The sequence below is a fragment of the Falsirhodobacter sp. alg1 genome, assembly GCF_000739715.2.
Taxonomy (GTDB): Bacteria; Pseudomonadota; Alphaproteobacteria; order Rhodobacterales; family Rhodobacteraceae; genus Falsirhodobacter.
Genome location: NZ_BBJC02000011.1, coordinates 1 through 10,355 on the forward strand (window position 1 = coordinate 1; position 10,355 = coordinate 10,355).

Consider the following 10,355-nt stretch of genomic DNA (forward strand, 5'->3'; position numbering starts at 1 on the left):
CACCTTGGTTTACTGCCTCGATGCAACGATATTTTTTATAGACACAGTTCAGTGAAATAATTCTTGCAGGCAGATACCGTAGGTATCAAAGATACCGTTGTTATAGCCCCCTCGTTGTGGTATCTTTAGGTATCAATAGATACCTTAGGTGCCGCGATATGTCATTCACTCGCACTCCTATTTCCGCATCTCCGGCTGTCATGGTTGACGCCATAAAGAACCATGCCCGAGTAAGCGGTGACAGCGAAAATCTGGATCTTGCCTATATGGGCGCCGCCGCGGCCTCTGAGGTCGAAGCCCGCTGCGATATGGCCCTTATCAGCCAGTACATCAAAGTGACCCTGCATAGCTGGGACAGGTGTATCCAATTGCCGATCGGGCCGTTCTGGACAGAAGGCCTGAGCAGATATCCCGTATCGGTGGATCTGATCGACGAGGCAGGGAATATGACCCCGCATCCGGCACAGTTCTGGATCGAGGGCGGACGGCACCCGGTGTTGCATCTATCCGAAGCAGGTGAGGGCGGTGAGGGCGCAGCTATCCGCGTTCGCTACCCAGCAGGCTATGGGGAAAGCCCATACGATATCCCGCTGGATCTGCGGTACGCTGTCACCGATCACGCTGCGATGCTCTACGACTCTCGGGGAATGATCGAGCAACCGCAGGGCCTGTCCCTGGCAGCAGCTCGCATTGTGGCCCAGCACCGGCGGGTACGCGTATGACTGTCGCAACAGGCAAGCCACGCGGACGGCCACGCAAGGACGGGTTGCCTAGCGGCTCTCATGCGGCGCTACAGGCCGACAAGCAACGGGCTAAGGGGCAACGCCCAAACCAACGCAATGCCGCTGTATGGGCCGCTGAGGCGCTGAATGGTCCCAATGCCGCCGTTTCTATGCAAACAGGGGATCGGGGAGGGACTGTTGCTTGCGCGCGTTCTGAGGATCTGACCGAAAACACCCTGAATTTTATCCGGTCGCTGCGTATCCCCGAAGGGCCGATGCACGGCCAGCAATTCCAACTGGCCCCGTTTCAGGAGCAATTCATTCGGGGGCTTCTCGATTCCGACACGATGACGGCCATGCTTTCGGTCGGGCGTGGTCAAGGTAAGTCGATGCTCTCGGCGGCCATCTCACTAGCGCATCTGATGGGCGTGAGTGACCCCCAGCCGCGTCGGCAGGTGATTATCGCGGCGCGGGTGAAGGAACAGGCGCGCATCGCATGGGAGTACGTCCAGGCAATCGTGCAGCTATTGCCCGAGGAAGAACAGGCGTTGTTCACATTCCGGCAGGCCCCTCGGTTGGAAATCAGCTATGAGGGCAACGGCGGCGGCATGATCCGCGCTGTGGCGGCGGATGCAAAGAACCTGTTGGGGCTTTCCCCTACGCTAATCTGCGAGGATGAATTTGGTCACTGGCACCCTGAAAAGGGGATGCAACTGCATGCAGCCTTGGAAACCTCGGCAGGCAAGCGGCAAGCTAAGACCATCATTATTAGCACAAGCGCCAGTGATGACAGCCATCCTCTGTCGCAGCTAATGGATTCCCCGCCCCCGCACAGTTTCATCATCGAATGCCGTGCCCCTCTGGGGATGCCTGCGGACGATCTGGACGGCATCAAGGCGGCAAACCCCGGTTCGGAGTATGGCATTGGCCCGTCGCTGCAATGGCTTCAGGAACAAGCCCGCGTTGCCATCCAGCGGGGCGGGCAGGCGCTGACGGGATTCAGGCTCTACAGCCTCAATCAACGAATTTCAGACGTGGGCAAGGCGCAACTGCTGACCCCTGATGAATGGCAGGCGTGTGAGGTTGGCGACGATGAATTGCCGCCGCGTGAGGGGGATTGCATCGTCGGGCTGGACCTTGGCCTGTCGCGTTCCATGTCGGCGGTCGCTTTGTATTGGCCGCTGACGGGGCGCTTAGAGGTTCAGGGGGCATTTCCTCACAAGCCCGGACTTGCTGACCGTGGCGAGGCTGACGGCGTGAAGGACCGCTATGTGCGGATGCATGACCGTGGCGAATTGATCGTGACGGGCGAGAGCACTGTGCAGGCTGGCCCGTGGTTGCGGCAGGTCTGGGCTGATCTGGTCCAGGACGCGGACGTGAAAGTGATTGCTTGCGATCGATACCGGCAAGCCGAACTGCTGGACGCTCTGACGGCAGCAGGCATTCGCACACCCGTTGTCTTTCGGGGCGCAGGCTTTCGGGATGGCGGGCAGGACGTGGAAGGGTTCCGCAAGGCTGTCTTTGACGGCGAGGTACGCACAGTCCCGTCGCTACTCATGCGCTCGGCGGCTGCTGACGCGCTTGTCGTGGTCGATGATGCCATGAACTCCAAGCTGACCAAGGCGCGCTCGCTTGGCCGGATCGATGCAATATCGGCGTCTATTCTAGCAGTGGCACACGGTCAGCGGATGAAGGCGGCTCCCAAGCGCAAGGCGAGGGCGGCATGGCTATGAACCGCGAACATCATCGCCACAGCAAACGCGTAACCGCGACCAAGCGCTGGCAAGTGCTGCGGCACCTGATCCTGGAACGTGACGGATGGGCCTGCGTGGATTGCGGGCAGACACGCGGCAGGTTGGAAATCGACCATATACAGCCCGTGCGGAACCGCCCCGATCTGGCCTTTGACCCTGCAAATTGCGCTACGCGGTGCAGCCCCTGTCATACCCGAAAGACCCGGATTGAGTGCGGTCATCCGTCCCCGATCCAAACGCCTGAGCGTGATGCTTGGGCGCAAGCTGTTGCCGATCTGGCGACGAACACCCAACCGGCAAAAGGATAATTCATATGCTGGACTCCATTAAGATCCAACGTCGCCAATCCGAGATCCGCCAATCGCTGGCCGAACTTGTTGGCAAGGAAAACCCGACCGCTGACGAGGCGCGCAGCATGGAATCGCTGGATGCGGAATATCGCACTAACGAAACCCGCTTTCGTGCGGCTCTGACTGCCGAGGATAGCGAACGCCGGGAAGCCGGGGCCGAGATGGAAACCCGTTCCGACCGTCAATTCGCGGATCTGGTCGCAGGTTTTGAAATGCGCCAGATCGTTCTGGCCTTGGATGAAGGCCGCGCACTGTCGGGCAAGACTGCCGAGGTTGTGCAGGAAATGCGGAATGCTGGCGGCTATCGCGGCATCCCGGTTCCTCTGGCTGCTCTGGAACAACGCAACACGGTAGCGGCTGATGTGCCGAACCCCGTGCAAACACGCCCGATCATCGATCGCCTGTTTCCGGCCTCGGTGGCATCGCGTCTCGGCGTCCAGACCATCAATATCACGCAAGGCAGCGTGGAATGGCCGGTTGCCACGGCTGGCGCTGTTGCTGGATGGGCACCGACCGAAGGCGGCAACGTCCCTGGTCCCAATCCTTTCCAGACCGCCGAGCGTATGCTGTCGCCTGACAATACTCTGGGCGCTCACATGCGGATTACCCGCAAGGCCTTGAAGCAGGCAGGTGAAGGGCTGGAACAAGCTATCCGGCGCGATATGTCGGCGGCTATCGGTGCTGAGCTGGACCGCGCTGTGCTAATGGGCACCGGCGCTGACGGGCAACCTCTGGGCATCATCCCTGGCGCTGCGACCTATGGCATTGCCTCAACCGCTGTTGGGGCGGCTGCAAGCTGGGCTGCGTTCCGTGCCGAGGTGGTGGCATTCATGCAGGCCAATGCGATCACCGGCGCAAGCGATGTGAGCATGGCCTTTGATCCTGCAACCTGGGCCGAACTGGACGAAACCCTGATCGCAGGAACGGCTGTTTCCGAATGGGACCGCCTGACCAAGCATGTTCCGGCTGGAAACATTGCCTTGGCAAACCAGTTGGCAAGCGGCACGGCAATCCTGACAACCTCGGCAGGCGGCATTGCACCGGCCTTCCTTGGAATCTGGGGCGGCGTGGATTTGATCCGGGATTCTTTTTCTGACGCTCAATCGGGTGGCCTGCGTCTTACTGGCTTGCTGACTGCCGATGTGACCGTAGCGCGCGGCAGTCAGGTTAGAATCCTGACCGACATTGGGGCCTAAGATGCTCTGGGGCGGTAACACAGGCACGCTGGAAGTCCGGGCAGAGGGCGGTTCAACCCGTCTTGTTGCGCGGTTCCCCTATGGTGCGGAAACAGAACTGGCACCGGGGCGGCGTGAGGTTATCGCCCCTCGGGCCTTTGCCGAACGGATCGCGGCAGGTGGGGAAATTCACCTGCTGGCGGGCCATGATTACAACCATCCGCTGGCCTCACGGTCGGCGGGTACTCTTGATCTGATCGACCAGGACGAGGCGTTGGAAATCCGCGCCACGCTGGATGGGGTAACTAGCTGGTCACGGGATTTTCTGGCGGCACACACCGCTGGCCTGATCCGGGGCCTATCCCCCGGCTTTCGCGTTGCGGGCGGCGGTGAGCGGATCGAGCGGCGCGGCGCTGACATGCTGCGGACGATCACCAAGGCGGATCTGTTCGAGATTAGCGCAGTGACCCGGCCAGCCTATCCGCAAGCGCAGATCGAGGCGCGAGCATGGGAAAACCATAAGGATCGGCAGCCCTATCGCGGCGCTGTTTACCCGCTCAACCGTTGGAGGGCATGACATGGGATTGATGCAATTTCTGCGGCGACCTGAGAAACAGGAAACCCGTGCTGTATCCCCAGGCTATACGGCGGCGCTTATGGTCGCGCGGGAAAGCTGGCTTACTGGCGCGTCTGGCATGGGGGAACTGACCTCTGCCGTGCAAACATCTGTGGGCCTCTGGGAGGGCTGTCTAAGCCTCGCGGATGTGATCGGTACTGACATGCTGTCCCGCCGGAATATGGCCCTTGCAGGGCGCGCTCTGGCGCTGCGTGGTGAGGCTGTGTTCCTGATCCGGGACAGGCTTGTGCCGGCCATCGATTGGGATATCTCCACCCGTGACGGCATCCCTCGGGCTTACCGTCTGACCATCCCCGAAGCAGGTGGCGGACGGTCGGAAACGGTGCTGGCAAAGGAAGTGCTGCATTTCCGGATTGGCTGCGATACCGCGACCCCTTGGACAGGCACCGGCCCGTTGCGGCGGGCCCCTCTTTCCGCGCAGCTCCTGCAAGAGATCGAAACCGCGTTGAGAGACGTGTTCAGAGACGCGGCCCTAGGTTCCTTGATAATTCCCGTACCTGAGGGTTCAGCGGATGACATGGACGCGCTGCGGTCGGGCTTTCGCGGTAGACGTGGTGCATCCCTGGTCATCGAGGGCGTGGCGCAAGCTACGGCGGCAGGAATGAACCCGAACATTGGGAAAGCACCTGACCAGCTATCTCCGGAACTCGACAAGACGCTGGCCGACAAGCTGCTGACCGACGCCAAGGACGCGATTTACAGCACGTTCGGCGTCCTGCCGGGAATGCTCAACCGATCGACAACTGGTCCCCTAGTGAGAGAGGCAGAGCGGTTTTTAGCGCAGTTTGTGCTGCAACCTATTGCCAATCTCATGGCCGAGGAATGCACGGAAAAGCTGGGGGGCAAGGTCAAGATAGACGTGGTGCGACCGGCGCAGGCTTTCGATGCAAATTCAAAAGCTCGGGCACTCTCGACGATGATATCGGCTTTGGCGCAAGCAAACGAAGCGGGCATCTCGGACGCAACCCTAAAGGACGCCCTGCAATTCATAGATTGGGCTGATTGACGAGACAGGGTTTGATGCACCTTGGCAGATTTTCAGTCGCGCCGAACGCATTGGTTTAGACGGCGAGTACCGGCCTTGGGAGGCCAAACCCCGTCACTTCGCAGCGGTACCTCCTGACCGCGTGGCGCAGATTGAGGCCGGGCCATGCAAACCGCTGGTCCGGCCTCTCTCATTACTCACTTGGCCTAGCACTATCAAAAAAGACTGATCCCGTATTCAAGATCATATTTTTTTCAGGTTGATCTTCACCTTCCAATAGCAAGAAATCATCATCATTCAGTGCACGCGCAGATCTGGCAGGCATGTTCAGGTGCAGCAAATTCCCGTCAATTTTTTGCACAGACCAACATTCTTCATGCCTGCTTAGCCCATGCATTTCCTCACGAATGAAGGTAAATTCGTATTTTTTCCCAACTTCAAACATAACGCCCCCTGCTTATTGATAGCCGTACAATTTCATACGTCTAAAATATATAACAATACCCACTCCTTATTAGGGTTGGAAGCGTTATTTTTAAATTAGGTAACGGTTATATTTAGTTTTATTCAGGATAAGTCCGAATTTGACTGCCCTTGACCCAGCAATAAGCTAAAATACCTTTTTTTGTTAATTTAAAATATTTTCCATCCAGAAATTCTCCGGGCACTTCTTCTTTGCATTCTACAGCAAGACCCTTATCTATCAAGGAATCCATGCTTTTCTGACCTACACCCACCGCCCTTGCTAAAATTTCGCAGGATATTTCACTGAATCCAGCACGATCCAGTAGGGGAAGAACTCTCTTATCGTTTGCGGTTAGTTGTCGCCAATCACGCTCATCAAAAGTTACCGGGGACTGCATTGTGATCTCCTAGAATGCGGCACATGATTAACAATACTACCATATATTACAGCTTCCGGATCTAAGTGGAGGCGATTAGCTTCTGTATTCTGGCCAGTGTGGCTTTCCAACATTTTCCACCCCTGTTGCAGCCTCGCGCGCGTGAGTCTGAGGGGGTTCAAACCCCGTCACATAACACCCGTTATCAGGACATGGGCGCTTTTCCAGTACGCCCACGATGCAGAGGTATGTTCCTTCGCGAATATTCTGTTGATAGTGCTTTCCAATGTACTTGGCATAATTGGAATATGGCAAAAAATCAGCATAAACGGGGCTGCAAATAGTTCGCAGGACGCAATGGGGCAAGCATCTGGGATAAAATGCTGAAGCCTTCTAATTGGAACTAAGGGTTAAAAGTGCGTCGCAAGGATCACTATAATTGCCGCTGATAAGGCGTATCTTTCCGCGCTTATCTAATTCGCGCAGCACGTCCGACCACACTGCTACAGCCAAGGAAGAAAAGTTTTTGACCAAGACGATCTCGCCCATCATCAAGTGGTAACTGATCAAGGTTTCATCCGTCAGCGTTGCTGCATCAATTATTGCATCTGATGATGAACTACGAAGATTATCTGACATTGGCTTTCCTCTCTGGGTTACTGCTGTCGTTTTAGTTGGTTAGCCTCAAGGCAAATGCGCCAGAATTTACTGCGTGCTCATAGACGGCATGGGGTACCAAGCGATTAAAGATGGCTAACACCGCTTTACCAATACATAGATCCAGTTCTGATCGAAATAAGCTAACCTTTCATCATCAAGCTGAGAAAGTGGCTTGCGGCTTCGTTGATCGCGGAAATTGCGTTCTTTCGGTTATCCAATGTTGCCTGTTGCGTCGATCATTGGCCTTGGTATAAGGTTATACCAACAGCACAGATCAAGGCACGCCTAAAAATGCAAGGTTATACCGAATGACCCCGGAACAATGCAAAGCGGCTAGGGCGTTGGCGGACATGTCTCAACAGGATCTGGCCGAAGCGGCAGAGGTTGCCAAGGCAACGATTACCAACTTTGAAACTGGAAACCGGCGACCGTACAAGCGCACCCTATCGGCGCTACAGGCGGCACTAGAAGCGCGCGGTGTGACGGTTACCAACGATGGCGTGCGGATCAATGACTGACGCCAAAACCCCCACCCCGCAAATCAACGTCCGCGCGCCTGAGGACGCACGCAAGACTTTGCAACGCCTCGGTGGGCTATTGAGGGATAACGCGGACTTTTTGGCAACGCTCGAAGCCTTCTTGGACGAGTATGACAGAAGCGCAAACAAGCCTAATATATCCGACCGCTTAGCACAAATCGAAGCGCGGTTGGCAGCTTTGGAAGGCGAAAAATGACTTGGCACCCCTACAAGCAACTTTTCCATATGACGAACAACGTCTTGGCAGAGATAGTTTGATATGTCCCTGCTAAGTATTTCCAGTGCTGCAAAAACGTTCAATGTTTCCAGGCCAACGCTTGCAAAGGCGCTCAAAGAAGGCCGTATTACTGGGAAAAAATCTGAAAAAAACGGCATGGAAACTTGGCAGATCGACACTGCCGAACTGGCGCGACTCTACAAACTTCGCAAGCCTATCGCTGTCAATATTTCCAGCGAAGAACTGGAAATCGGACAGCCTTCTTACATGGAAAAATTAAATGATAATGGCTCTTTGACGGGTGAAGTTGTCATAGGGTTGCAAAGCGAGTTGCAGGCGGTACGGGCTGAACTGGACGCCCTGCGGACTAGTAAAGCCGAGGCAGAACGTGAACTGGCAACTGCGCAAGCCATGGCTGAAGAACGAAAGCGCATTCTGGATGACATGACAAAGCTACTCATCAAACCTGACAACCATGGCCGCAAAAGTGGTTTTTGGTCGCGGCTATTTGGAGGGCAGTGAAATGTGCACGGCAGAACATCTTGCGCACGTCATCTTGCTGCATGCCAAATATGGCGATAGCATGGTCAATTAGACGTAAGAATAAAAAGAGCGAAGCCCGCACCTGCGGCAAACAGGAACGGGCTTCTAAATCGAAATTGCCTTTGCGGGGCACTTCTATGACTAGGGTCGAGATTAGGGCAAACAAGGCCCCTCGGCAAGAGGTGATTACCGCGCTAGGCTTTCACAGGGACGTGGAACTTGAGCGATAGGGATTGGCAATACTACCAACCGGGAGACGAACCCCAGATCCCCTTGGGCGTCAAATACGACGACAAGCAGCTGTGGAATTACCTCAAAGAAACCTTCAGGGTGGGCGCAACCGGCGCGGCTCTGATCGTCGCAGCCGTTGAAGCTCACAGGTTCGGCAAAGCGGTCTCCTACAGCCGTTCCAAGCCTTTCTATGATGCCGAGCGTTTCCGCCATACGCTGTTGACCTATCGCCGTGTCATCGCCGCTGTGGACCAGCTAGATGCAGATGGGATGATCGCCCACTATAAGCAGGCTTCAGGCTGCCGTGGGTGGCAAAGCGCATTTGAGGCAACGCCCGAACTGGTGACCACAGTTACAGCAATTCTTGAGAGCAAGCCCCGTTTGAAACTGCAACGGTTACATCAACTCACGATCTTGCGTGATGTGGATGGCAAGCCAATCGACTACAACCAGACCCGCGAAATTGACCGACGCGACAAGAAGACCGATGGTTTCAACGAAGCAATTGGATCGGCCGAAATCATTTCGCTTGAGGGTGTGAACTTGGCCTGTCCGATGGCACGGATTCATAACCGAGACTTTAACCGTGGAGGAAGGTTCTACCCAATGGGTACTAGCTGGCAGAACATCAAATCCCAAGCACGTAAATCTTTAACCATCAACGGCGAACCTGTCGTTGAACTGGACTTTAAAACACTGCATCCGGCGATCCTCTATGCAGAAGCAGGGACACCTATGCCGCACGACTGCTACGCGATCGAGGGATGGCCCCGCGACTTGGTGAAAGTGGCAATGCTGACCCTCATCAATGCCCGGACGGTTCAAGCCGCGCGTTTGTCTATCGCAAACAGTGACCGCATGGCCCAACGTGCTGTGCCTGGAACCCAAGAGGCGATCGGCTATGCCTCCGCGCTGATCGATGCAATCAAGCGCGCTCATGGCCCAATTGCGGATGCCTTCCACAGCGATGCAGGCGCACGGCTCATGCGCATCGACTCCGATCTAGCCGAAGCCGTGATGCAAGACCTGATCTTGCACAAGGGTATCGTGACGCTTCCGGTGCATGATAGCTTTCTCGTCCCGGCATCAAAGCGCGACGAACTGGAAGCTGCAATGATGGATGCGGCCCACAAGATCGGCCTTCACAGCATCAAAATCACCGAAGCCAAGTAACCACCTTCACCACCCAAAACGCGCCGTTTGAGGACCATTCTCGACGGCGCGTCTTTTTTTTGTTCTCAACGGGTTAGAAGGCTATGGCCCTACAGATGGAAGAATAAGGGTGTTGCTGGGTGCCTCGGGAGGGGAGAATCCGTGCCTGAGGGGCGGGAAATTCAAGCGCGGCCTCCGGCGGAAAAAAATACAAAAATAAGGATGGAAACACCTTACAATAGATAGGGCCCCAGATACCGGCACCCTCAACACTCCCTCCATTTGTAGGGCCATAGCTGCATATCTGTTTGACTCTAAATGGATTCACGCGCCGTCGACTTCTTTAGATATACGGCGATCCACTTCTGCTTGAGCCAAAGCAAATGTTTCAAACATGTTTCGCCCAACGGATGAAATATGCCGGAGCCCACCCGGATTTATCGTGACAACCGTGTACAGGACTAAGTTTCCTGATGAATGCGGGATGTTTTTAGCTTCGATTTCATATGTCAGCATAGTCATCTCCCACTCTTATGCTTCGATGACTT

General features: G+C 55.7%; 14 protein-coding genes. 10 read left to right on the forward strand and 4 right to left on the reverse strand.

Annotated features, from left to right (window positions below):
• Positions 1-158 precede the first annotated feature (158 nt).
• Genes TR36_RS13670 through TR36_RS13695 form a run of 6 tightly spaced genes read left to right on the forward strand, consistent with a single transcriptional unit; the run spans position 159 to position 5,644 of the window.
• Positions 159-722 (forward strand): hypothetical protein, encoded by a 564-nt coding sequence (locus TR36_RS13670; protein WP_082714989.1) that lies wholly within the window; start codon positions 159-161, stop codon positions 720-722.
• Positions 719-2,455, forward strand: a complete 1,737-nt coding sequence (locus tag TR36_RS13675; protein WP_192841363.1) for a terminase large subunit domain-containing protein — start codon at positions 719-721, stop codon at positions 2,453-2,455. Before TR36_RS13670 ends, TR36_RS13675 begins: the two co-directional genes overlap by 4 nt.
• Entirely contained in the window at positions 2,452-2,784 is a 333-nt protein-coding gene (locus TR36_RS13680; protein WP_082714990.1) for an HNH endonuclease, read from the forward strand. The genes TR36_RS13675 and TR36_RS13680 overlap by 4 nt, the downstream gene beginning before the upstream one ends.
• 5 nt (positions 2,785-2,789) lie before the next feature.
• Positions 2,790-4,022, forward strand: coding sequence for a phage major capsid protein (locus TR36_RS13685; protein ID WP_045393657.1), 1,233 nt, complete (start codon positions 2,790-2,792; stop codon positions 4,020-4,022).
• Position 4,023: 1 nt separating this feature from the next.
• Entirely contained in the window at positions 4,024-4,578 is a 555-nt protein-coding gene (locus TR36_RS13690; RefSeq protein ID WP_045393659.1) for an HK97 family phage prohead protease, read from the forward strand.
• Between the two features lies 1 nt (position 4,579).
• A complete protein-coding gene (locus TR36_RS13695; protein WP_045393661.1) occupies positions 4,580-5,644 on the forward strand; it encodes a phage portal protein in 1,065 nt (354 codons plus the stop codon).
• Between the two features lie 172 nt (positions 5,645-5,816).
• On the opposite strand, the gene TR36_RS13700 is transcribed toward TR36_RS13695, so the two are convergent.
• The 3 genes from TR36_RS13700 to TR36_RS13705 all read right to left on the reverse strand — a co-directional run bounded on the left by TR36_RS13700 (position 5,817) and on the right by TR36_RS13705 (position 7,104).
• The gene (locus TR36_RS13700; protein ID WP_062763507.1) at positions 5,817-6,068 is read right to left on the reverse strand and encodes a hypothetical protein; all 252 of its coding nucleotides are present in this window, start codon (positions 6,066-6,068) and stop codon (positions 5,817-5,819) included.
• Positions 6,069-6,186: 118 nt separating this feature from the next.
• Positions 6,187-6,486: a hypothetical protein gene (locus TR36_RS15015; protein WP_082714991.1), complete on the reverse strand. Its 300-nt coding sequence runs from the start codon at positions 6,484-6,486 to the stop codon at positions 6,187-6,189.
• A gap of 372 nt (positions 6,487-6,858) precedes the next feature.
• Positions 6,859-7,104, reverse strand: coding sequence for a hypothetical protein (locus tag TR36_RS13705; protein WP_045393666.1), 246 nt, complete (start codon positions 7,102-7,104; stop codon positions 6,859-6,861).
• A 329-nt stretch (positions 7,105-7,433) separates the two neighbouring features.
• Here TR36_RS13705 and TR36_RS13710 point away from each other — a divergent pair, with 329 nt between their 5' ends.
• The 4 genes from TR36_RS13710 (at position 7,434) to TR36_RS13725 (ending at position 9,828) form a co-directional block, all read left to right on the forward strand.
• Positions 7,434-7,643, forward strand: coding sequence for a helix-turn-helix transcriptional regulator (locus tag TR36_RS13710; RefSeq protein ID WP_045393667.1), 210 nt, complete (start codon positions 7,434-7,436; stop codon positions 7,641-7,643).
• Positions 7,636-7,860, forward strand: a complete 225-nt coding sequence (locus TR36_RS13715) for a hypothetical protein (RefSeq protein ID WP_045393669.1) — start codon at positions 7,636-7,638, stop codon at positions 7,858-7,860. Before TR36_RS13710 ends, TR36_RS13715 begins: the two co-directional genes overlap by 8 nt.
• A gap of 63 nt (positions 7,861-7,923) precedes the next feature.
• Positions 7,924-8,403 (forward strand): hypothetical protein, encoded by a 480-nt coding sequence (locus TR36_RS13720; protein ID WP_153010581.1) that lies wholly within the window; start codon positions 7,924-7,926, stop codon positions 8,401-8,403.
• 240 nt (positions 8,404-8,643) lie between these two features.
• The gene (locus TR36_RS13725) at positions 8,644-9,828 is read left to right on the forward strand and encodes a hypothetical protein (protein ID WP_153010582.1); all 1,185 of its coding nucleotides are present in this window, start codon (positions 8,644-8,646) and stop codon (positions 9,826-9,828) included.
• Positions 9,829-10,131: 303 nt separating this feature from the next.
• Here TR36_RS13725 and TR36_RS15530 read toward each other — a convergent pair whose 3' ends face one another.
• Positions 10,132-10,329 carry a hypothetical protein gene (locus tag TR36_RS15530; protein WP_153010583.1) on the reverse strand — a complete coding sequence of 66 codons (198 nt, stop codon included), beginning with the start codon at positions 10,327-10,329 and terminating at the stop codon, positions 10,132-10,134.
• Between the last annotated feature and the right edge of the window lie 26 nt (positions 10,330-10,355).

Bases quoted from the DNA above. Each gene is read 5' to 3' on its own strand.
- TR36_RS13675 (WP_192841363.1), top strand. From the start codon at position 719: ATGACTGTCGCAACAGGCAAGCCACGCGGACGGCCACGCAAGGACGGG.
- TR36_RS13670 (WP_082714989.1), top strand. From the start codon at position 159: ATGTCATTCACTCGCACTCCTATTTCCGCATCTCCGGCTGTCATGGTT.
- TR36_RS13695 (WP_045393661.1), top strand. From the start codon at position 4,580: ATGGGATTGATGCAATTTCTGCGGCGACCTGAGAAACAGGAAACCCGT.
- TR36_RS13690 (WP_045393659.1), top strand. From the start codon at position 4,024: ATGCTCTGGGGCGGTAACACAGGCACGCTGGAAGTCCGGGCAGAGGGC.
- TR36_RS13680 (WP_082714990.1), top strand. From the start codon at position 2,452: ATGAACCGCGAACATCATCGCCACAGCAAACGCGTAACCGCGACCAAG.
- TR36_RS13715 (WP_045393669.1), top strand. From the start codon at position 7,636: ATGACTGACGCCAAAACCCCCACCCCGCAAATCAACGTCCGCGCGCCT.
- TR36_RS13710 (WP_045393667.1), top strand. From the start codon at position 7,434: ATGACCCCGGAACAATGCAAAGCGGCTAGGGCGTTGGCGGACATGTCT.
- TR36_RS13685 (WP_045393657.1), top strand. From the start codon at position 2,790: ATGCTGGACTCCATTAAGATCCAACGTCGCCAATCCGAGATCCGCCAA.
- TR36_RS15530 (WP_153010583.1), bottom strand. From the start codon at position 10,329: ATGACTATGCTGACATATGAAATCGAAGCTAAAAACATCCCGCATTCA.
- TR36_RS13705 (WP_045393666.1), bottom strand. From the start codon at position 7,104: ATGTCAGATAATCTTCGTAGTTCATCATCAGATGCAATAATTGATGCA.
- TR36_RS15015 (WP_082714991.1), bottom strand. From the start codon at position 6,486: ATGCAGTCCCCGGTAACTTTTGATGAGCGTGATTGGCGACAACTAACC.
- TR36_RS13720 (WP_153010581.1), top strand. From the start codon at position 7,924: ATGTCCCTGCTAAGTATTTCCAGTGCTGCAAAAACGTTCAATGTTTCC.
- TR36_RS13700 (WP_062763507.1), bottom strand. From the start codon at position 6,068: ATGTTTGAAGTTGGGAAAAAATACGAATTTACCTTCATTCGTGAGGAA.